The sequence below is a fragment of the Microbacterium sp. genome (assembly GCF_011620665.1).
GTDB lineage: Bacteria > Actinomycetota > Actinomycetes > Actinomycetales > Microbacteriaceae > Microbacterium.
The window spans coordinates 19,069-41,100 of record NZ_WOYQ01000041.1; the positions used below are offsets into that span (position 1 = coordinate 19,069).

Below are 22,032 nucleotides of genomic sequence, written 5' to 3' on the forward strand. Positions count from 1 at the left end.
CGCGCCGTCAGCTCAAAGCGTGAGCGACGAGGCGATCGAGCGTCGTCAGGCCGTCGCGCGACAGGATCGACTCGAGGTGGCCCTGCACTGAGGCATAGCCGGGGCCGCGAAGCGCGTACACGTCGCCGGAAATCGGGTCCGCCGAGACTTCGGTCCGGCCTATCGTGTCCGTTCCGGCCGGTACGCGCGCCGTGAACGTGTTGTAGAAGCCGATGGATGCCGGGGTCCCGAACACGTCGACGGTCTTCTGCAACCCCTGGTGCGGGGCGGCGAGCGGAGCGAGGCCGATTCCAAGTCGCTCGGCCAGGATCTGGTGGCTCAGACACACCGCCAGCAGGGGGCGCCCCGACGCCAGCCGGGTGTGGACCACGCTGCGCATCGCCGCCATTCGCGGGCTCTCATCGCGAGGGTCTCCGGGCCCGGGGCCCGCGACGACGAGATCTACGTCGTCCAGTTGGCGAGGGTCGGCCTCGGTCCACGGCGTGATCGTGACGGCGAAGCCCAGATGGCGCAGCTGGTGGGCGAGCATCGTGGTGAATCGGTCCTCGGCATCGACCACGACCGCGGTTCGCCCCGTCGGTTCGATCCTTCCGCTTTGCGGGTTGAGCCAGAACGCAGCCAGTCGGGCGTTGCGTGAGGCGAGCAGCTCGGCGATCGCCGGATCGTCCGCGAGGGTCGGCGCCGGCACGGTGGGCGCATCGAGGTCCATGGCGGCTTCGGCGACGGCGTCGCGGGGAACCGCCCCGATGGCGCCCAGAACCCCGGCTGCCTTCCCATGGGTCTCGCTCACTTCGCCGTCCGGGTCGGAATGACGCACCAGAGTGGCCCCGACCGGCACGCGAAGAGTGCCGTCCGTAAGATAGGCCGTGCGGATGAGGATCGGCGCGTCCAGATCGTGTGTGCCGTCGGCGCGGGGTGTGAACAGGGCCGCGACGCCCGAGTAATACCCGCGCGGTGCACGTTCGTGTCGCCTGATCACGGTGCAGGCGTTCTGCATGGGCGAGCCGGTCACGGTCGGGGCGAACATCGTCTCGCGGAGGATGTCGCGGGGATCCTTCGCGCTCAGGCCGCGGAGCATGTACTCGGTGTGGGTCAGGCGCGACATCTCCTTCAGATGCGGACCCGTGATGCGCCCGCCGTCACTGCAGACGGCGGACATCATCTTCAACTCCTCATCGACGACCATGAAGAGCTCTTCGGTCTCCTTCGTCGACGAGAGGAACTCGGTGAGCGTCGCGGCGGTCGCCCCTCCCGCCGGATGACGGAAGGTCCCCGAGATGGGGTTCATCGTGACGACACCAGCCTGAGTGCTCACGTGCGCCTCGGGGCTTGCGCCGACTGCGACGTGTCCGTCGGTGACGATGAGGAAGGTCCAGTACGCGCCGCGCTCATGCTCGAGCAGGGCACGGAACCAGGTGAGTCCGGCCGTGACCGGGTCTTCGTCGACGGATGCCCTGAAATCGCGCCGGATCACGAAGTTCGCGCCCTCACCGCGACCGATCTCATCGGCGATCACCCGGCGGACGATGGCGGCATATTCCTCATCGGCGATGTCGAAGCCCGCACCCTGGAGCGGAATGTGGGCCGACGGGAGCTCAGCCAGCGCGTCGGCGAGCGAGAGGCGGGTGTGTGCATCGACGATCAGGCATCGCAGGGGGGCCCGGTCGTCGTGGCACTCGAAGCCGCGCTCGACGACCTGACGGAACGGCACGAGCGCGAGCACCTCGCGTGCGTCGCCTTCGGCATCCGTGAGCGGAATGTCGGCGAGTAGCGCGACGTCCACGACATCGCCCGTGAGGACCTCGACCGTGACGCCGTCGCGCGCAATCAGGGCGAACGGGCGTCCGGAGCGGCGGAGCTCGTCCAGGTGTGCAGGGCTCGGGATCATCGCCGGGCCTTTCGTGTCATCGGGCGGGCCATCGTCGCGGGAACGAAAAGACCGCCTCAGCGGGCGGTCTGCATGTTCGAACGCACACACCGCTTCAGCGGGCGAGCCACCAGGATGCGCGTGCGAACATGCGGTCACCCTAGCACGCGGTTGTGCGCCCGATCTCGGCTGCCTTTCGCGGCATCCCCTCAGGCGAGGAAGCACGGGTGCAGTTGCGAGAGCCGTAGGCTGGGAGCGTGCCAGCAGTCAATCTCGGGATGCCGCGTGTGCCGGAGGTTTTGTCCCCCCGCCGCAAGAGCCGTCAGATCAAGGTGGGGAAAGTCCTCGTCGGCGGTGACGCTCCCATCAGCGTCCAGTCGATGTGCACCACGCCGACGACGAACATCAACGCGACCCTCCAGCAGATCGCGGAATTGACCGCTTCCGGCTGCGAGATCGTGCGTGTCGCCGTACCGAGCCAGGACGACGCGGATGTGCTGCCCATCATCGCCAGGAAGAGCCAGATCCCGGTGATCGCCGACATCCACTTCCAGCCGAAGTACGTCTTCCAGGCGATCGACGCCGGGTGCGCCGCCGTGCGCGTGAACCCGGGCAACATCCGCAAGTTCGACGATCAGGTCGGCGCAATCGCGGCGGCCGCACGGGCCGCGGGCGTGTCGCTGCGCATCGGCGTGAACGCGGGCTCACTCGATTCGCGCCTGCTGCAGAAGTACGGCAAGGCGACGCCCGAGGCGCTCGCCGAGAGCGCCGTGTGGGAGGCATCCCTGTTCGAGGAGCACGATTTCCATGACTTCAAGATCTCGGTCAAGCACAACGACCCGATCGTCATGGTCAAGGCCTACCGCCTGCTCGCGGAGCGGGGCGATTGGCCGCTGCACCTGGGCGTGACTGAAGCCGGTCCCGCTTTCCAGGGCACCATCAAAAGCGCGACGGCGTTCGGCATTCTGCTGTCCGAGGGCATCGGCGACACGATCCGCGTCTCACTGTCGGCGCCGCCGGCGGAAGAGGTCAAGGTCGGTCACCAGATCCTGCAGTCGCTCAACCTTCGCGAGCGCAAGCTCGAGATCGTCTCGTGCCCGTCGTGCGGTCGTGCGCAGGTCGACGTCTACACGCTCGCCGATAACGTCACCGAGGGTCTGAAGGACATGACGGTGCCGCTTCGGGTCGCCGTCATGGGCTGCGTCGTGAACGGTCCCGGCGAGGCGCGCGAAGCCGATCTCGGTGTCGCGAGCGGCAACGGCAAGGGGCAGATCTTCGTCAAGGGTGAGGTGATCAAGACCGTGCCCGAGTCCGAGATCGTCGCAACCCTCATCGAAGAAGCGCGGCGGATCGCGGACGAGATGGGGCCCGGGGCCCCGCTCGGCACCGCACAGGTCGTCACCGCCTGAGCGCCGGACGCCCGCTTTACCACACCCACCGGAGCCGATCAGTCATGAAGCAGAGTGTGCCCCCTGTGCTGCGTCCGCAGCATCCGACCCCGCGACCTGTCGCCGAGCTGGCGCAGCGCTTCGCGCTGGACGCCGGCGACGACCTGTCCGGGCTGGAGGCGACCGGCATCACTCTGTCGACGCTTGACCTCCGGCAGGGCGACATCTTCGTCGGCATTCACGGCCTGCGCCGTCACGGGGCGGAGCTGGCGGGTGAGGCACGTGAGAAGGGCGCCGTCGCAATCGTGACGGATGCCGAGGGCGCTGTCATCGCAGCGGAAAGCGGCCTGCCCATCCTGGTCGCCGACAACCCTCGCGGGCGTCTCGCCGAGATGTCGTCCTGGGTGTACGGAAATGACGACGCCATGCCGATCATGCTCGGGGTGACCGGCACGAACGGCAAAACCTCGACGGTACATCTGCAGGACGGATTGCTGCAGCAGCTCGGCATTCCGTCGGGCATGTCCTCGTCGGCCCATCGCCACATCAACGGCGAGGTCATCACGGCTCGACTCACGACGCCCGAATCGAGTGAGTTGCATGCCCTGATCGCCTACATGAAGGAGCGCGGGGTCGAGATCGTCGCGCTCGAAGTGAGTGTCCAGGCAATCGTCCGGCACCGCGTGGACGGAGTCGTCTACGACGTCGCGGGGTTCACGAACCTGCAGCACGACCACATGGACGACTTCGCCGACATGGACGAGTACTTGCGCGGAAAGCTTCCGATGTTCACCGCGGCTCGATCGCGGCGCGCCGTCGTATCGCTCGACACTCCAGCCGGACGCACCGTCCTCGAGCACGCCGACATTCCCGTGACGACGATCGCGACTCCGCAGATCGCCGAGGACCCCGAACTGGCGGCCACCGCGGACTGGACGGTGCGGATGCTCTCGGGCATGATCAACGCGACCGAGCTCGAGCTGACCGGACCCGGCGGACGCCGGCTCGTGACGACGGTCCCGGCGACGGGGCCGCACATGGCCGCCAACGCGGGCATGGCGATCGTCATGCTCGTCGAGGCGGGGGTGGACTGGAATCGCCTCTCCGACACCCTTGCGCGGGACGGCGGCATTCGCACGACGCTGCCGGGCCGGACAGAACTGGTGACGACGGGACGCGGCCCCAAGGTGTACCTCGATTTCGGCCACACACCCGCCGGGTTCGAGATGACGGCGCGCGCCGTGCGCGCCCAGACGCCCGGACGACTGCTCGTGCTGTTCGGCGCCGATGGATCGCGCGACACGACCAAGCGCCCGGGAATGGGTCTGGCCGCAGCGCGCAACAGCGATATCGCGATCATCACCGACCACCACCCTCGGTGGGAGGATGCCGCCGCGATCCGCGACGGTCTGTACGCGGGCGCCTCGCAGCATCCACCCGCGGGCGGTTTGTACAACATCTCGCCGCCCGAGGATGCGATCGTCACGGCAGTCTCGCTCGTCGGCGAGGGCGATGCGATCCTCTGGTTCGGCCCCGGTCATCAGGACTTCCGCGAGATCCAGGGCGTGCGCACGCCGTACAACCCCCGCGAGCTCATGCTGGCTGCGCTGCGCGACGCCGGCTGGGGCTGAGGCAGGGAACCGGACACTTCCCGTGCCGCGGCGGCGTCCCCCGCACGCGAGAGGTCGCGAGGTGTCACGCGACTAGGCTTGACGCTCGTGGTCACTCGTCTCAGCACCTTCTTCCTCCGCACGCTCCGCGAAGATCCGGCCGATGCCGAAGTCACCAGTCACCGGCTCCTCGTCCGCGCAGGCTACATCCGGCGTGCGGCGCCCGGGATCTTCACGTGGCTGCCCCTGGGGCTGAAGGTCAAGGCGAAGATCGAGGGCATCATCCGTGACGAGATGGCAGCCGCCGGGGCGTTCGAGGTGCACTTCCCGGCGCTCCTTCCGCGCGACCCGTACGAGCAGTCCGGGCGGTGGACGTCATACGGCGACGGGATCTTCCGGCTCCAGGACCGGCGCGGCGCCGACTACCTGCTCGCGCCGACGCACGAGGAGATGTTCACTCTCCTCGTGAAGGATCTCTACTCCTCCTACAAGGACCTTCCCCTGACGATCTATCAGATCCAGGACAAGTACCGCGACGAGGCGCGTCCGCGCGCAGGACTCCTGCGCGGACGCGAGTTCACGATGAAGGACGCCTACTCGTTCGACTACACGGACGAGGGTCAGGATGCCTCCTACCAGGCGCAGCGCGATGCTTACGAGCGCATCTTCCAGCGCCTCGGCCTGGACTACGTCATCGTCGCTGCCGACAACGGCCTGATGGGGGGCGCGCGCAGCGAGGAGTTCCTGCATCCGATCGCCGTAGGCGAGGACACGTTCGTCCGTTCGGCGAACGGCTATGCCGCCAACGTCGAGGCGTTCACGACGGTCGCCCCGGAGCCGATCGGATTCGAGGGGCTTCCTGCGCCGGTGATCTTCGACTCGCCGAACACGCCCACGATCGACTCGCTCGTCGCGCACGCCAACGCCGTGCTGGAGGGTGACTACGCCGCGGCCGACACACTGAAGAATGTCGTCCTCGCCCTCACTCATCTCGACGGCTCCCGCGAGCTCGTCGTCGTGGGTCTTCCGGGCGATCGCGAGGTCGACGACAAGCGTGCCGAGGTGGCTTTCGCTCCCGCTGCGGTCGAGGCCGCGACGCCCGAGGACTTCGAGAAGCACCCGCTGCTGGTCAAGGGCTACATCGGTCCCTGGTCGCCGGAGGGGGCGATCCTCGGCGAGGAGTCGGCCACCGGCATCCGCTACCTTCTGGACCCGCGGGTCGTGGACGGCACGGCGTGGATCACGGGTGCGAACATCGATCAGAAGCACGTGCACTCGCTCGTCGCGGGTCGCGACTTCGACGGCGATGGGTTCGTCGAGGTCGCGAACGTCCGCGCCGGTGACCCGGCGCCGGATGGTTCGGGACCCGTCGAGATCGCACGCGGCATGGAAATCGGCCATGTGTTCGCGCTCGGCCGCTTCTTCGCCGAGACTCTGGGGCTCAGGGTGCTCGACGAGAACGGCAAGCTCGTCACCGTGACGATGGGCTCCTACGGCATCGGGGTGACCCGCATCCTGGCGATTCTCGCCGAGCTCAACAATGATGCCAAGGGTCTCGTCTGGCCGGCGTCGGTCGCACCGTTCGACGTGCACGTCGTCGCGACGGGTCGCGGCGCGGCGGCGTTCGATCTGGCCGAGCAGGTGTCGGCGCAGCTGGATGCCGCGGGGCTCGACGTTCTCTACGACGACCGCCCCAAGGTGTCGCCCGGCGTCAAGTTCGGTGACGCCGAGCTCGTCGGCGTGCCGCAGATCGTCATCGTCGGCCGCGGGGCCCCGGACGGCGAGGTGGAGCTCTGGGATCGGCGCACGGGCGACCGCGAGGTCGTTCCGGCCACGGAGGCCGTGGCGCGGCTGAGCACCTGACCTCGCGGGGGGATTCCCGGCATCCCCGTCCGGCGGAGCGCCATCGGGTAACGTTGACGGGATGGCGCCGGGGTGACCGGGCGTCGAGAGCTGAATAGGGAGGCCAATGTGGATATCGATCTGGGACTGCTGCGCACGGTGGAGCGCGAGAAGGAGATCCCCTTTGAAGAGCTGGTCCACATCATCGAGCAGGCGATTCTCACTGCCTACGCCAAGCACTCCTCTCCAACGGGAGAACTCCCCGATGGTACCCGCGCGGTGCTCGACCGCAAGACCGGTCATGTCGCCGTCTTCATGCCGCTTCTCGACGAGGACGGCGCCGTCATCGGGGAGGAAGAATCCACGCCCGATGATTTCGGTCGCATCGCGGCGTTCGCCGCCAAGCAGGTGATCAGCCAGCGATTGCGCGACATCGCTGACGACGCGATCCTGGGCGAGTTCCGCGGAAAGGAAGGCGACATCGTCGCCGGCGTGATCCAGCAGGGCCCGAATCCGCGCATGGTGCACGTCGATCTCGGAACGATCGAGGCGATCCTCCCGCCCGAAGAACAGGTCGCCGGCGAGGAGTATCCGCACGGCGCGCGCCTGCGTGTGTACGTCACGGGTGTGTCGAAGGGCACGAAAGGCCCGCAGATCACGGTTTCGCGCACGCATCCGGGCTTGGTCCGCAAACTCTTCGCACTCGAGGTGCCCGAGATCGCGTCCGGACTCGTGGAGATCGTCGCGCTCGCCCGCGAGGCCGGTCACCGGACGAAGATCGCCGTGAAGGCGAACGATCCCGCCATCAACGCGAAGGGCGCGTGCATCGGCGAACTCGGACGGCGGGTGCGGGCTGTCACGGAAGAGCTCGGCGGCGAGAAGATCGACATCGTGGACTACGACCCCGAACTCGCGAGGTTTGTCGCGAATGCGCTGTCACCGGCGAAGGTCACGTCCAGCTTCGTGCTGGACGCCACGATCAAGGCCGTCCGCGCGCTCGTTCCGGACTACCAGCTGTCCCTGGCGATCGGCAAGGAGGGGCAGAATGCCCGCCTCGCGGCCAAGCTCACGGGCGCCAAGATCGACATCCAGCCGGACAGCATCTTGGAAGACGCGTAACGGGTTAGGATGGAACCTGTTCGAACGTGCGTGGGGTGCCGCGCGCGCGCTCCCCGTTCCACTCTCCTTCGGGTCGTGGAGCAGGGCGGTGCCCTCGTCGCAGACGAGAGGGCCGTCCTCCCCGGGCGGGGCGCGTGGGTGCACGCCACGGAAGCGTGCGTGGGCGCTGCCATCCGGCGTCGCGGATTCGAGCGTGCATTGCGTGTGTCCGGTCCGCTGGACATGCAGACCTTTCCCACCACCTACCAGCGAAACGGCTGAACGGCTATGGACTCACAGTGAACGGCTCGAAATGAGACCCGTCCGCATTTAACGGTCTGCCCTGTCCGGGGAGGCCTCAGACAGGAGAATTGTGGCAAACGCCAAACCGCGTGTGCACGAGATCGCTTCAGAACTCGGCGTAGACAGCAAGGTCGCACTTGCAAAGCTGAAGGAGCTCGGCGAGTTCGTCAAGAGTCCCTCGTCCACCATCGAGCCACCCGTGGCTCGCAAGCTCCGCGCCGCCCTCGAGGCTGACGGCGCCGCTACGCCCGGTGCATCAGCGGTCGCCAAGCCCGCGGCGGCTGCTGCGCGCCCGTCCGCGGGACCTCGGCCCGGGCCCGCGCGACCGAGCGCGCCCGCTCCGGCACCGGCCGTACCCGCTGCGGCGCCGGCGGCGCCCGCCGCCCCGGCGCCGCGGGCTGCGTCCGCTCCCGCGACGCCGACTCCGGAGGCGGCTCCCTCGGCTCCGGTGCCACCCGCCCCCGGCCAGAGCGAGGCTCCGCGTCCCGGCGGTGTCACACGTCCGGGCAACAACCCGTTCGCATCGGCGCAGGGCATGGGCCAGCGGCCGGCCGGACCACGTCCGGGGAACAACCCGTTCGCATCGGCGCAGGGCATGGGCCAGCGTCCGACCCCCGGCAACATCCCCCGCCCGCAGGCCCCGCGACCGGGCGCACCCCGTCCCGGGGCTCCACGCCCCGGCGGTGCCGGTCGTCCCGGTGGTGCCGGTCGTCCCGGCGCTCCGTTCCAGCAGCGTCCCGGCGGTCCCGGTCGTCCCGGCGGCGCCGGCGGCGCGGGTGGCGGTTTCCAGCGTCCGGGTGCTCCCGGCGCGGGCGCACCGGCGGGCGGGTTCGCCGGTCGTCCCGGCGGCGGAGGCGGTCGGGGCCGCGGCCCCGGCGGTGGTACGGCGGGTGCTTTCGGCAAGGGCGGCGGCAAGTCCAAGCAGCGCAAGTCGCGTCGCGCGAAACGGCAAGAGTTCGAAATGCGGGACGCCCCGGTCGTCGGCGGCGTCAACGTCTCCCGCGGCAATGGCGAGATCATCCGCATGCGTCGCGGCGCATCGATCTCGGACTTCGCCGACAAGATCGAGACGCTGACCGGTTACACCGTCCAGCCCGGCACGCTCGTGACCATCCTCTTCAACCTCGGCGAAATGGCCACGGCCACCGAGTCGCTGGACGAGGCCACGTTCGAGGTGCTCGGCGCCGAACTCGGCTACAAGATTCAGATGGTCTCTCCCGAGGACGAGGACAAGGAGCTGCTCGAGAGCTTCGGCCTCGACCTCGAGGCTGAGCTGGAGGCCGAGAGCGAAGACGACCTCGAGATCCGTCCCCCGGTGGTCACCGTCATGGGTCACGTCGATCACGGCAAGACCCGACTGCTCGACGCCATCCGCCAGACCAACGTCGTGGCCGGTGAGGCCGGTGGAATCACCCAGCACATCGGTGCTTACCAGGTGTGGACCGAGCACGAGGGCATCGAGCGTGCGATCACATTCATCGACACCCCCGGTCACGAAGCCTTCACGGCGATGCGTGCCCGTGGTGCGCAGGTCACCGACCTCGCAATCCTGGTGGTCGCGGCCGACGACGGCATCATGCCGCAGACGGTGGAGGCGCTCAACCATGCGCAGGCGGCGAATGTGCCGATCGTGGTGGCCGTCAACAAGATCGACAAGCCCGACGCGAACCCCGCCAAGGTGCGTCAGCAGCTCACCGAGTACGGTCTGGTCGCCGAGGAGTATGGCGGAGACGTCATGTTCGTGGACGTCTCGGCGCGTGCCGGTACGAACATCCAGGCGCTCTTGGATGCCGTGCTTCTGACCGCCGACGCAGGTCTCGACCTCACGGCCAACCCGAACAAGGCGGCACGCGGTGTCGCGATCGAAGCGAAACTCGACAAGGGTCGCGGGTCGGTCGCCACCGTGCTGATCCAATCCGGAACGCTGCACGTGGGCGATTCGATCGTCGCGGGCACGGCGTACGGTCGAGTGCGTGCCATGGCCGACGAGAACGGAGAGGCGGTGCTCGAGGCCTTCCCGTCGCGACCCGTCCAGGTTCAGGGTCTGAACTCGGTGCCGCGCGCCGGCGACACGTTCATCGTCACGGACGATGACCGTCTCGCCCGCCAGATCGCCGAGAAGCGTGAAGCCGCCGAACGCAACGCCCAGCTGGCCAAGGCGCGCAAGCGCATTTCGCTCGAGGACTTCACCCGCGCTCTCGAAGAGGGCAAGGTCGAGTCCCTGAACCTCATCATCAAGGGTGACGTCTCGGGTGCCGTCGAGGCCCTCGAAGAGTCGCTCCTCAAGATCGAGGTCGATGATTCGGTGCAGTTGCGCATCATCCACCGCGGCGTCGGTGCGGTCACGGAGTCCGACATCAATCTGGCGACGATCGACAACGCGATCGTCATCGGCTTCAACGTCCGCCCCGATGCAAAGGCGCGAGAGCGCGCCTCCCGCGAGGGCGTGGACGTGCGTTTCTACTCCGTCATCTACAACGCGATCGACGATGTCGAGCAGTCGCTCAAGGGCCTCCTCAAGCCGGAGTACGAAGAGATCCAGTCGGGTGTCGCCGAGATCCGCGAGGTGTTCCGCTCGTCGAAGTTCGGCAACATCGCCGGCGTCATCGTGCGATCGGGGACGATCACCCGCAATGCCAAGGCGCGCGTCATCCGCGATGGAGTGGTGCTCGCCGATGGCTTGGCGATCGAGTCGCTGCGCCGGTTCAAGGACGACGTCACGGAGGTCCGGACGGACTTCGAGGCGGGTATCGGACTGGGCAAGTTCAACGACATCCAGATCGGCGATGAGATCGAGACGATCGAGATGGTGGAGAAGCCGCGAGGCTGATCCACTCATTCGACGGCTCCGGTGGGGAGTGCCGCTCTGCCAGAGGGATCCTCAGGATCTCTCCGGCCGAGCGGCGCCCCTCGCCTCGGCCCGCCGGATCGCCCCGTCACGGTGTGACAGAAGGAAGAAGGAGTAGTCCAGATGGCCAGTGAACGTCAGGCCCGCCTCGGCGACCGCATCCGGGTCATTCTCGCCGAGCGCCTGGACAGGGGTCTCCGCGACCCACGTCTCGGTTTCGTCACAATCACGGATGTTCGCGTCACGGGAGACCTGCAGCACGCGTCGGTGTTCTACACCGTCTACGGTTCCGACGAGGAGCGTGCCTCTTCGGCTGAGGCCCTGAAATCAGCCACCGGCATGCTCCGCAGCGAGGTCGGCAGGCACCTCAACATCCGACTGACGCCTTCCCTGGAGTTCATCCCGGATGCTCTGCCCGACAACGCCGGCCACATCGCCGACCTGTTGCGTGAAGCGCAGGAGCGCGACGCCGCCGTGGCGGGACTCGCCTCGGGCGCCGCCTATGCCGGCGATGCCGACCCGTACGTCAAGCCGCGCGACGAGGAAGCGATCGTCACACTCCCCGCCGACGCCTCGTCCGGCGACGACGAGGACTGAAACCCGCGCTACCGGGGGAGGCGCAGTGCGCCGCCGTCGGCTTCGATGAGGCCGTCGGCGATGAGCGAATCGATGGCGCGATCGCGCTGGCGCGCGTCCGGCCAGTCCGAGGCGACCGCATCCTGGGCCACCGCGTGCTCCGACGCTTCGCGCAGCACCTTCAGGATCGCTCCGCGCGCCTGGCGATCGCTGCCCTCGTATCGGGCCTGTCGACGACGGGCGTCTCCGGTATCGGGGTAGTCCGCCGCGCGCCACGCGCACAGATGCTCGATGGGGCAGGTATCGCATGTCGGCGCGCGGGCCGTGCAGACGAGTGCGCCCAGCTCCATCGCCGCGGCGTCGAAGATCGCGGCATCCGCGTCATCCACCGGGAGCAGAGCGTCCATCGCCGCGAGGTCGGCCTTCGCGGGCGGACCGGGCCTAGCGCGGCCCCCGACGGCGCGTGCGAGGACGCGGCGGGTGTTGGTGTCGACGACGGGATGCCGGTCGCCGTACGCGAAGACGGCCACCGCGCGCGCGGTGTAGTCCCCGATGCCGGTGAGCGCCAGCAAGGCATCCACCTCGCGAGGCACGACGCCGGCGTGCCGGTCGCGTATCTCCACCGCAGCCCGGTGCAGCCACAGTGCGCGCCGCGGGTAGCCGAGGTTCGCCCATTGCCGCACGGCCTCCGACGGTGAGTCGGCTGCCAGTGATCCGGCAGTGGGCCAGCGCTCCAGCCAGGCCTCGAGGTGCGGGATCACGCGCGCGACGGGGGTCTGCTGAAGCATGATCTCGCTCACGAGGGTTCCCCACGCACCGAACCCGGGCGCCCGCCACGGCAGTTCGCGAGCTGCGCGCCGGTACCACGCGAGCAGCGGGGTGGCGAGGTCGGGCATCCGCACAGCCTACGGCCCGATCGCCCCCACATCCCCAAGCGGTCGGATGGGACACCTAGGCTGGGAGGCATGCCCGAGACGCGACCGCAGCCCCGCGGGGTTCTCCTCGTCGACAAGCCGCGGGGCATGACGAGCCACGACGTCGTGGCCCGCGCCCGGCGCGCGCTCGATACCCGCAAGATCGGTCACGCCGGCACGCTGGACCCCATGGCCACCGGTCTGCTCATGCTCGGTGTCGGCCCGGCCACACGCCTGCTGACATACGTGGTGGGTCTCGGCAAGACGTACGAGGCGACCATTCGCCTCGGCGTCTCGACGGACACTGATGACGCCGACGGCGCAGAGGTGAACCGGGTGGATGCCACGGTCATCACGGATGACCGGATTCGCTCCGGCACAGCTGCGCTGAAAGGCGAGATTTCGCAGGTGCCCAGCACCGTTTCCGCGATACGGATCGGCGGCAAGCGCGCGTACGACCTGGCGCGGGCGGGAGAGCACGTGCAGCTCGCCCCGCGCGCGGTGACGGTGGATCGCTTCGACATCGTCGCGATGCGTCGCGGAGCGGGCGTGGTCGATGTGGATGTCGTCGTGGACTGTTCGAGCGGCACCTACATCCGCGCGCTGGCTCGTGATCTCGGCGCGGACCTCGGTGTCGGCGGGCATCTCACTGCGCTCCGCCGCACCCGCATCGGGCCTTTCGCTGTCGAGGATGCCGTGGCCGATATCGAGCCCGGCGTCGCGCTGCGTGCAGCGGCGGGTGTCGCCTCCGAGGTGCTGGGGGCTTTCGCGGTATCGGTCGGGGAAGCCCGGGATCTCCGGCACGGCAAGCGACTGATCGGCGCCGCGTCTCGGCTGACCGCGACCACTGCGGCGGCGATCGCGCCGGACGGGTCGCTCGTCGGGATCGTCGAGCGGCGCGGCGACGACGTGAAGAGCGCGATGAACATCCCCGCGGACGAGTCATGATCGAGTGGTTCGCGCTCGTGCAGGTCGCTGTCGCCGTGCTCGTGGGTCTCGGCTGCGTCGTGATAGGACTCGCCGGGCGTCGCCCGAGTGATCTCACCGTCGGCGGGCTCGGCCTCGTGCTGGTGCTGCTGGTGGCACAGGCGATCACCGCGATCGTGGCTCCGCTGGTGGGAAACCCGCCGATCGGCAGCGCCCTCGAGTTCTGGGTGTACCTGGTCTCTGCTGTCCTCCTGCCACCCGCCGCGGTCTTCTGGGCACTCATCGAACGCAGCCGCTGGAGCACGGTGATCATGGGCATCGCCGCGCTGGCGGTCGCGGTCATGGTTTGGCGGATGCAGGTCATCTGGACGCTGCCGCCGGTGTGACGGCGCCGTCGCTACGCGCCTATCATGGACAGGTCATGTCATCGCCCCGCCCCCGAATGACCGGCATCGGCCGCGTCCTCGTGATCGTCTACGCGATCATGGCCCTTGCCGCGACCGGTCGCTCGTTCGTTCAGATCGTCGAGGACTTCGCGGCTGCCCCCGTCGCATACACGCTGTCGGCCGTCGCCGCGCTCGTCTACATCCTGGCGACCATTGCGCTGGTGAAGTCGAACTCCGCTGCATGGTATGTCGTCGCATGGGTCGCGATCTCCTTCGAGCTGGCGGGTGTCCTCATCGTCGGAACGCTGAGCCTCACGCATCCGGAACTCTTCGCGCACGACGCGACAGTGTGGTCGGGGTTCGGCTACGGCTACTTCTGGATACCCCTGGTGCTGCCGTTCGTCGGCATCGGGTGGCTGGTGACATCGGCTCGCGCGCAGCCGGCGGATGCGCCGGCGCAGGAGGGATCAAGCTGGTGATCATCTTTCGCGATCCCTCCGAGGTGCCCACCGGGTTCGGCCCTACCGTCGTCGCCATCGGCAAGTTCGACGGCGTGCACTCGGGGCATCGTGCGGTGATCGATCGCGCTCGGGTCGCGGCCGCCGACGCCGGTGCCCGTGCGGTCGCGGTTACTTTCGACCGCAATCCGCTGAGTGTTCTGCGGCCCGAGCTCTGCCCGGAACCGTTGGTGAGTCTCGATCAGAAGCTGGGTCTGCTGGCAGAAGAGGGTGTCGACGCCGTGCTCGTCCTCCGCTTCGATGCGGCGCTGGCCGGCCTCGAGCCGCGCGCGTTCGTCGAGCACGTGCTCATCGACGCGCTCGATGTCGTGACCGTCATGGTGGGGGATGACTTCCGATTCGGCCGTGGCGGCGCGGGCGACACCGACGTGCTGGTCGCGTTGGGGGCGGAGTTCGGGTTCACGGTCGATGTCGTCGGTGACGTGCAGGGTGGTGGTCGTCGCGTCTCCTCGACGTGGGTCCGTGAGCTGTTGGATGTCGGCGACGTCGAGGGCGCCGCGCGCTTGCTCGGCCGCCCGCACACGGTCAGGGGCGAGGTGGTCCACGGCCTTGAGCGGGGAAGGGAACTGGGCTTCCCGACAGCCAATCTGTCTTCCGATGCGGAAGGCTTCATCCCCGCGGATGGCGTCTACGCCGGCTGGCTGGTCGATGAGGGCTCGATGGAGCGCGGCGGCGAACCGGTTGAGGTCGCGGCTCGGTATTCGGCCGCGATCTCGGTGGGCACCAACCCGACCTTCGACGATGTGCACGCTCGCCAGGTCGAGGCGTACATCTTGGACGAGACCGATCTCGACCTCTACGGTCACCCGGTGCAGATCCAGTTCACGCATCGCATCCGCGGCATGCTCGCCTTCGACGGCACCGACTCTCTGATCGCTCAGATGGCTCAGGACGTCGCCGAGGTCCGCCGCGTGCAGATCTGACGCGCGGGTTTCAGTAGGACGCGGCGTCGACGGCGCCGGTCGCGTGGTCGCCGGCATCCACTCGTCGAGCTTCGCCGAGGATCACAGCGCTTCCGCTGGTGCCGAGTCGTGTCGCGCCCGCGGTGAGCATGGCGAGCGCATCGGCGTAGCTGCGCACCCCGCCGGATGCCTTCACCTCCACGCCCGGTCCGACGCTTCTGCGCATGAGTTCGACGTGGGGGATCGTCGCGCCGCCGCCCGCGAAACCGGTCGAGGTCTTCACGAAGTTCGCTCCGGCGGCCTCGGTCAACCGGCTCCCGCGTGCGATCTGCTCGTCGTCGAGCAGAGCGGTCTCCAGGATCACCTTTGTGACATGTCCGGATGCCGCCGCCACGACAGCGCGGATATCGTCGGTGACGACATCGTCGAAGCCGGAGCGCAAGGCGCCGATGTTGACGACCATGTCGAATTCGGTCGCTCCGTCGGCGAGGGCCTGACGGACTTCGGCGACCTTCGCGGCGGTCGAGGTGGTGCCGTGGGGGAATCCGATGACGGTGCCGACGGCGACACCCGTGCCCGCCAGGCGCTCCACTGCGTGCGGGATGTCGCTCGGTCGGACGCAGACGCTGAAGACGCCCCATTCGGCAGCGATGTCCAACTCGGCGTCGACGTCGGCGCGTGTCAGTTCAGGCTTCAGGATTGCGTGGTCGATCGTCGCGGCGAGCGCACGCTCGGTGAAAGTGGCCATTCCTCCAGCGTACGCGGGTACGCCCGGGGACGCGGGCGACGGTTCGCAGCTGACCGCGGAATACCCCCAGGGGGTATCATGGTTGACGTGAACGTGAGCGGCGTACGCTCCCGAGCAAAGGAGACGACATGAACATCCAGAGCTACGCGGTCGACGGGATGACCTGTGATCATTGCAGTGCAGCGGTCACGCGCGAGGTGCGCGGAGTCGCCGGCGTCGACGATGTCATCGTGGATGTGTCGTCGGGCACCCTCACCGTCACGACAGATGGAACCGCCGACGCGCAGATCGCCGCGGCCGTGAGCGAAGCAGGCTACACGCTCGTCGGCCGGAAGTGACCACGCCCGTCGCCGAGGAACGCTCCCAGGCGGTTCTCGACATCCAAGGGATGACCTGCGCCAGCTGTGTCGCGCGGGTCGAGAAGCGCCTGACCCGCGTCGACGGCGTCGAGGCGACGGTCAATCTCGCAACGGAATCCGCGCGTGTCAGCTATCCGGTCGCGCTCGATCCAGACGAGCTGGTGCAGGCGGTCCGCGCCGCCGGTTATGACGCGATCGTGCGTCCGCGTGCCGTTCCCGCTGCCGAGCACCCCTCCGCGCGCGCCGCGCGCGCGCCGCATGACCATCGTGACGTCCCCGGCGGCACGACTCTGCAGACGCGGCTGATCGTCAGCGCAGCGCTCGCGCTGCCGGTCGTCGCGCTCAGCATGGTGCCCGCGTGGCAGTTTCCCGGGTGGCAGTGGCTCTGCCTCCTGCTCGCGACGCCGATCGTGCTGTGGGGCGGATGGCCCTTCCACCGCGCCACGGTTGCGGCCGGACGTCACGGCGCAATGACGATGGATACGCTGATCACGCTCGGCACGGGAGCGGCGTATCTGTGGAGCCTCTGGGCGATGCTGTTCGGCACGGCCGGCCGAATCGGCGCGACGCATGACACGAACCTTTTCGGCCCGGTGCACGACCCGAGCGGGCTCGTGTATTTCGAGGTGACCGCGGCCGTCACGGTCTTTCTGCTGCTGGGGCGTGTCGTCGAGCAGCGTTCCAAGCGGCGCGCGGGGGCGGCCGTGCAGGCGCTCCTGGCGCTGTCGGCTTCCGACGTCGAGCTGGCCGACGGCTCCCGGATTCCCATTGAGGACCTCCGAGTCGGCGATGTCTTCGTGACTCGGCCCGGCGAGAAGATCGCTTCGGACGGGCGGATCACGACCGGGCGGGCATCCGTCGATCAGAGCATGCTGACCGGCGAATCGATCCCGATCGAGGTGGGCCCGGGCGATGACGTGACCGGGGGGACGCTCGCGGTGGACGGTCGACTGATCATCGCTGCCACCTCGGTGGGCGCCGACACGCGGCTCGCGCACATGGCCCGTCTCGTCGAAGACGCGCAGGCGGGCAAGAGCCGGGTGCAGCGGCTCGCCGATCGCATTTCGGCGGTCTTCGTGCCGATCGTGATCGCGCTGTCGCTTCTCACCCTGGTGGGCTGGCTCCTGCTGGGCGGGGGCGTCGCGGCCGGATTCACGGCCGCCGTGGCCGTCCTCATCATCGCGTGCCCCTGCGCACTCGGGCTCGCGACACCGATTGCCATTCTTGTCGGCACGGGCCGCGGCGCGCAGCTGGGCATTCTGATCACGGGCCCCGAAGCACTCGAGAGCGCCGATCGCATCGACACCGTCATCCTCGACAAGACGGGCACGGTCACGACGGGTCAGATGAGCGTGCGCGGAATCGACGTGCTCGACCCCAAGACGGATGCCGGAACCGTTGCCCGCCTGGTCGCCTCCCTTGAGCAGGCATCCGAGCATCCGATCGCGCGCGCTCTCGCCGCGCTCAGCCAGAGCCCGGCCTCCGTCGCGGACTTCACCGGACACGCCGGTCGGGGTGTCACCGGCGCCGTCGATGGACACACTGTCTTCGCCGGTCGGCCGGCCTTCGCGGAGGCGCACGCCGGTGAGCTGCCGGCGGCCGTGACGACCGCCGTCCGCCGCGCCGAGGCCGACGGCGCCACCGCCGTCGTGGCGGGATGGGACGGTCGCGTGCGCGCCGTCATCGCGGTGGCCGACACGGTCCGTCCGGACAGTGCCGCCGCCGTCAGACGGCTGCGCGACCTCGGGCTTTCGATCATCCTGCTCACGGGCGACAGCTCCGGTGCCGCCGCCGCGGCGGCGCGCGTCGCCGGGATCGACGACGTGATCTCCGGCGTCCTTCCCAAGGGGAAGGTCGACGAGGTCCGTCGGGCGCAGGCCGCGGGCCACCGCGTTGCGATGGTCGGCGACGGCATCAACGACGCGGCCGCGCTCGCCGCCGCCGATCTGGGCATCGCGATGGGTGGGGGCACGGATGCGGCGGTGCACGCGAGCGACATCGCCGTGACCGGTGTCGGCCTCGAACCGGTCGTCACCGCGATCCGCCTCAGCCGCCGCACGATGGCCATCATCCGCGGCAACCTGTTCTGGGCCTTCGCATACAACGTCGCCGCCCTTCCGCTGGCGGCGTTCGGCCTGCTGAACCCGATGATCGCGGGAGCGGCGATGGCATTCTCGAGCGTGTTCGTCGTGCTCAACAGCCTGCGTCTGCGGACTGCACCCGGCCGGACGCGCTAGACTCCCGTCGAGGACCTGTCCCCTCCGTCGCCGCAGCTCGCAGAAGCGAGTACCCGCAGCCGGGCGAATCGGCTCTCGTGCATTTCCCCGCGACGACAGTCGCGGACTCCGACCGACCGGTCGACTCTGACCGGTTCCGCCGGTTCTCACCGGCATCCACGCTCAGGAGGAGCATGCCGCCTACGGCATCCACCGCAACCGCTCAGCGCGCGTCCACGCGACGACGCAAGAGTTCCCCCGCGCGCCGCGACGAAGACGCGCCGCTGATCCCGATCCTCGCGCGCAAGGTGCGCGAGGTCGAAGCCAAGGCGCAGCGCGGCAAGCTCGGTCCCACGAACCGCGTCAAGTTCCAGGTGATCGCCTTCCTCGTCCGCGAGGAACGCGCCCGGGTCAAGGTCGACGACACAGTGCCGGCGGCAGCACGCGCCGAACTGCTCAAACGCCTCGACGGGGTCGCCACGATCCTGGCCAAGACCGCGGCACGCGACACGTCACTCATCCAACTGCTCGAGGTCGATCAGGCCACGACGCCGGTCGCCAAGCGCATGCGGCGGGACTGGCTGCTGGAGTCGGGCGCCGAACTCGCCGAGGACGAGTTGATCATCACCGACGTGGCGCCAGTGCAGACTCAGGTGGTCCCCGCGGCTCTTGCCGAACGACAGGTCATGCCCATCCAGATCGAGGCGAGGCGCGAGTCGAATCCCTTTCTCGCGCCGGACGTGGCGATGCGCGCACCCACCACGACCGCTCGCCGGCGCCTGGACGGCTGGGAGCTCATGGGCCCGCTCTACAAGGCGTTCGAAACCGGCGCCGGAGGAGCGGCGGCATCGATGGACCTGCCGGCCGTCCCGGAGTTCGATCGCCTGTCGCCGAAGGGCCTCGAGATCATGCCGCACCAGTCGCGGTTCCTCGAAGCCGTCCGCCTCGGGCACCGCTCGTTCCTCCTGGCTGATGAGCCCGGTCTCGGCAAGACCGCACAGTCGGTCGTGGCAGCATCCATCGCCGACGCGTACCCGCTACTGGCCGTCGTCCCCAATGTCGTGAAAATGAACTGGGCGCGTGAGGTCGAGCGCTGGACGCCGCAGCGGCGCGCCACGGTGATCTCGGGCGACGGCGGAGACATCGACGCCTTCGCCGACGTGTTCATCGTCAACTATGAAGTCCTCGACCGGCACCTCTCCTGGCTCGGCTCGATCGGACTGAAGGGAATGGTCGTCGACGAGGCGCACTTCATCAAGAACCTCACCTCCCAGCGATCGCAGAACGTCCTGGGGCTCGCGGCCCGCATCCGTGAGCAGGTGCGCAACCCGCTCATGCTCGCCCTCACCGGCACGCCGCTGATCAACGACGTCGAGGACTTCGACGCGATCTGGCGCTTCCTCGGCTGGACCAACGGCGAGAAGCCCGGGCCCGCGCTCATGGAGAAGCTGGACGCGACCGGACTCACCACTGCAGACAAAGCCTTCTACCCCGAGGCGCGCGACGCCGTCATCTCGCTGGGCATCGTCCGCCGCAAGAAGAAGGACGTCGCCGCAGACCTTCCCGACAAGCTCGTGGCCGACCTCCCGGTCGAACTCGACGACGATTTCGGCCGTTCGATCCGGGCAGCCGAACGCGAGCTCGGTGACCGGATGGCGGCGAAGTACCGTCGCATCCTCGAGGCGCGCGGCGAGAAGTTCTTCCGCGGCGAGTTCGACGAGGACATCGTGCGACTTGTCGCGCATGGCGAGCTCGAGGACTCCAAAGCGGCCGGCACCGGCGGTGACAACGTCTTCACGATGGTGCGCAAGATCGGCCAGGCCAAGGCGCTGCTGGCTGCGGATTATGCGGTGCAGCTTCAGCGGTCGGTCGGCAAGGTCGTCTTCTTCGCGAAGCACATCGACGTCATGGATGCTGCCGAGGCCCACTTCGCGGCCGCTGGCCTCCGGACGATCTCCATCCGCGGAGATCAGACGACTCCGGCCCGGCAAGCCGCGATCGACGCATTCAACAACGACCCGGGCGTCGCGATCGCGGTGTGCTCGCTGACGGCCGCCGGCGTGGGTCTCAACATGCAGGCCGCGTCCAACGTCGTCTTGGCTGAGCTCAGCTGGACGGCCGCCGAGCAGACGCAGGCGATCGACCGCGTGCACCGTATCGGCCAGGATGAGCCGGTCACGGCTTGGCGGATCATCGCTGCGCACACGATCGACACGAAGATCGCCGAGCTCATCGACTCCAAGCAGGGTCTGGCAGCCCGGGCCCTGGACGGCGAGCAGCTCGATCCGACCTCGAGTGACTCGGTGCAGATGTCGGCGCTCATGCACCTGCTGAGACAGGCGTTGGGCGCACACTGAGCAGGCGTCTGCCCGGCGCAGATTTCCCCCGTCCTGCGGATGGTCGCAGCGTGCACTGAGCGATAGTGTCAGGGGAGGCAGCGACGCCGCACGCAGATCACTGAACCAAAGGATCCCCATATGAAGATCGGCATCCTCACCAGCGGCGGCGATTGCCCCGGGCTGAACGCCGTCATCCGTGGCCTCGTGCTCAAAGGCACGACGACCTACAACGTCGAGTTCGTCGGTATCCGCGACGGCTGGCGCGGTGTGCTCGACGGCGACTTCTTCCCGCTCACCCGGCACGAGGTCAAGGGCCTTTCCAAGGTCGGCGGCACGATTCTCGGCACAAGCCGCACCAACCCCTACGAGGGCCCGCGCGGTGGGGCCGAGAACATCAAGGCGACCATGTACGGCCATCGCCTCGACGGTATCGTCGCGATCGGCGGCGAGGGGACACTTGCCGGGGCGAACCGCCTGTACAACGACGGCATCCCCGTCATGGGCGTGCCCAAGACGATCGACAACGACCTGCGCGCGACTGACTATTCCTTTGGTTTCGACACCGCAGTCAACATCGCCACCGAGGCGATGGACCGCCTGCGCACGACGGGCGACTCGCACCAGCGCTGCATGGTCGCGGAGGTCATGGGCCGCCACGTCGGCTGGATCGCCCTGCACTCCGGCATCGCCGCCGGCGCTCACGTCATCTGCATCCCCGAGGTGCCGATGTCACTCGACGAGATCACCGCGCAGGTGCAGAAGGCGCATGACCGCGGCCGCGCGCCGCTCGTCGTCGTTTCCGAGGGCTTCACCCTGCAGGGCATGGACGAGGCCTACAGCGACAAAGGCCTCGACGCCTTCAACCGTCCGCGTCTGGGGGGAATCAGCGAGGTCCTCGCGCCGGAGATCGAGCGCATCACGGGTATCGAGACGCGTGCGACGGTCCTCGGCCACATCCAGCGCGGCGGTTCGCCGTCGGCCTTCGACCGGGTGCTGGCCACGCGTCTCGGCCTGCATGCGGCCGATGCCGTCGTTGAGGGCGCGTGGGGTCAGATGGTTTCGATGAAGGGCACCGATATCGTCCGCGTCCCCTTCGAGGAGGCGCTGGGCGAGCTCAACACCGTCCCGATCCACCGCTACGAAGAAGCCGCCGCGCTGTTCGGCTGAGTTTGCCGCGCTGCCCGAGTTTGC

At 68.5% G+C, this 22,032-nt stretch carries 18 protein-coding genes; 15 read left to right on the plus strand and 3 right to left on the minus strand.

All coding sequences use genetic code 11. From position 1 onward, the window contains the following. Positions 1 to 7: 7 nt before the first annotated feature. A complete protein-coding gene (locus QZV81_RS05745) occupies positions 8 to 1,888 on the minus strand; it encodes a chorismate-binding protein (RefSeq protein ID WP_292834106.1) in 1,881 nt (626 codons plus the stop codon). 257 nt (positions 1,889 to 2,145) lie between these two features. Between QZV81_RS05745 and ispG the strand changes: the two genes are divergently transcribed. The 7 genes from ispG to rbfA all read left to right on the plus strand — a co-directional run bounded on the left by ispG (position 2,146) and on the right by rbfA (position 11,553). After that, positions 2,146 to 3,276, plus strand: coding sequence for a flavodoxin-dependent (E)-4-hydroxy-3-methylbut-2-enyl-diphosphate synthase (gene ispG, locus QZV81_RS05750; protein WP_292834158.1), 1,131 nt, complete (start codon positions 2,146 to 2,148; stop codon positions 3,274 to 3,276). Positions 3,277 to 3,320: 44 nt separating this feature from the next. After that, complete coding sequence (locus QZV81_RS05755) at positions 3,321 to 4,886, plus strand: UDP-N-acetylmuramoyl-L-alanyl-D-glutamate--2,6-diaminopimelate ligase (RefSeq protein ID WP_292834109.1); 1,566 nt, start codon at positions 3,321 to 3,323, stop codon at positions 4,884 to 4,886. 87 nt (positions 4,887 to 4,973) lie between these two features. Beyond that, on the plus strand, positions 4,974 to 6,728 hold the full coding sequence (locus tag QZV81_RS05760) for a proline--tRNA ligase (RefSeq protein WP_292834113.1): 1,755 nt from the start codon (positions 4,974 to 4,976) through the stop codon (positions 6,726 to 6,728). A gap of 108 nt (positions 6,729 to 6,836) precedes the next feature. Then, the gene (gene nusA / locus QZV81_RS05765; protein WP_292834116.1) at positions 6,837 to 7,826 is read left to right on the plus strand and encodes a transcription termination factor NusA; all 990 of its coding nucleotides are present in this window, start codon (positions 6,837 to 6,839) and stop codon (positions 7,824 to 7,826) included. 75 nt (positions 7,827 to 7,901) lie between these two features. Beyond that, positions 7,902 to 8,087 carry a YlxR family protein gene (locus tag QZV81_RS05770; protein WP_292834119.1) on the plus strand — a complete coding sequence of 62 codons (186 nt, stop codon included), beginning with the start codon at positions 7,902 to 7,904 and terminating at the stop codon, positions 8,085 to 8,087. 112 nt (positions 8,088 to 8,199) lie between these two features. Further along, a complete protein-coding gene (gene infB / locus QZV81_RS05775; RefSeq protein WP_292834161.1) occupies positions 8,200 to 10,938 on the plus strand; it encodes a translation initiation factor IF-2 in 2,739 nt (912 codons plus the stop codon). A gap of 141 nt (positions 10,939 to 11,079) precedes the next feature. Then, positions 11,080 to 11,553 (plus strand): 30S ribosome-binding factor RbfA, encoded by a 474-nt coding sequence (gene rbfA / locus QZV81_RS05780; RefSeq protein WP_292834122.1) that lies wholly within the window; start codon positions 11,080 to 11,082, stop codon positions 11,551 to 11,553. Positions 11,554 to 11,561: 8 nt separating this feature from the next. Here the strand turns inward: rbfA and QZV81_RS05785 are convergent, their stop codons facing one another. Then, positions 11,562 to 12,428 (minus strand): A/G-specific adenine glycosylase, encoded by an 867-nt coding sequence (locus QZV81_RS05785; RefSeq protein ID WP_292834125.1) that lies wholly within the window; start codon positions 12,426 to 12,428, stop codon positions 11,562 to 11,564. 69 nt (positions 12,429 to 12,497) lie between these two features. Here QZV81_RS05785 and truB point away from each other — a divergent pair, with 69 nt between their 5' ends. Genes truB through QZV81_RS05805 form a run of 4 tightly spaced genes read left to right on the plus strand, consistent with a single transcriptional unit; the run spans position 12,498 to position 15,200 of the window. Beyond that, complete coding sequence (truB, locus tag QZV81_RS05790) at positions 12,498 to 13,394, plus strand: tRNA pseudouridine(55) synthase TruB (protein ID WP_292834128.1); 897 nt, start codon at positions 12,498 to 12,500, stop codon at positions 13,392 to 13,394. Continuing rightward, entirely contained in the window at positions 13,391 to 13,759 is a 369-nt protein-coding gene (locus QZV81_RS05795; protein WP_292834131.1) for a hypothetical protein, read from the plus strand. The genes truB and QZV81_RS05795 overlap by 4 nt, the downstream gene beginning before the upstream one ends. Positions 13,760 to 13,794: 35 nt before the next feature. After that, the gene (locus QZV81_RS05800) at positions 13,795 to 14,238 is read left to right on the plus strand and encodes a hypothetical protein (RefSeq protein WP_292834134.1); all 444 of its coding nucleotides are present in this window, start codon (positions 13,795 to 13,797) and stop codon (positions 14,236 to 14,238) included. Beyond that, positions 14,235 to 15,200 (plus strand): bifunctional riboflavin kinase/FAD synthetase, encoded by a 966-nt coding sequence (locus QZV81_RS05805; RefSeq protein ID WP_292834137.1) that lies wholly within the window; start codon positions 14,235 to 14,237, stop codon positions 15,198 to 15,200. Before QZV81_RS05800 ends, QZV81_RS05805 begins: the two co-directional genes overlap by 4 nt. Before the next feature lie 10 nt (positions 15,201 to 15,210). On the opposite strand, the gene deoC is transcribed toward QZV81_RS05805, so the two are convergent. Continuing rightward, positions 15,211 to 15,927 (minus strand): deoxyribose-phosphate aldolase, encoded by a 717-nt coding sequence (gene deoC, locus QZV81_RS05810; protein ID WP_292834140.1) that lies wholly within the window; start codon positions 15,925 to 15,927, stop codon positions 15,211 to 15,213. A 128-nt stretch (positions 15,928 to 16,055) separates the two neighbouring features. Here deoC and QZV81_RS05815 point away from each other — a divergent pair, with 128 nt between their 5' ends. From QZV81_RS05815 to QZV81_RS05830, 4 genes are all read left to right on the plus strand, one after another. After that, the gene (locus QZV81_RS05815) at positions 16,056 to 16,265 is read left to right on the plus strand and encodes a heavy-metal-associated domain-containing protein (RefSeq protein ID WP_292834143.1); all 210 of its coding nucleotides are present in this window, start codon (positions 16,056 to 16,058) and stop codon (positions 16,263 to 16,265) included. Continuing rightward, positions 16,262 to 18,523: a heavy metal translocating P-type ATPase gene (locus QZV81_RS05820; protein ID WP_292834146.1), complete on the plus strand. Its 2,262-nt coding sequence runs from the start codon at positions 16,262 to 16,264 to the stop codon at positions 18,521 to 18,523. The genes QZV81_RS05815 and QZV81_RS05820 overlap by 4 nt, the downstream gene beginning before the upstream one ends. A 173-nt stretch (positions 18,524 to 18,696) precedes the next feature. Next, complete coding sequence (locus QZV81_RS05825) at positions 18,697 to 20,859, plus strand: DEAD/DEAH box helicase (RefSeq protein ID WP_292834148.1); 2,163 nt, start codon at positions 18,697 to 18,699, stop codon at positions 20,857 to 20,859. Positions 20,860 to 20,979: 120 nt separating this feature from the next. Beyond that, positions 20,980 to 22,008 carry a 6-phosphofructokinase gene (locus QZV81_RS05830; RefSeq protein WP_292834150.1) on the plus strand — a complete coding sequence of 343 codons (1,029 nt, stop codon included), beginning with the start codon at positions 20,980 to 20,982 and terminating at the stop codon, positions 22,006 to 22,008. The last annotated feature ends 24 nt before the right edge of the window (positions 22,009 to 22,032 follow it).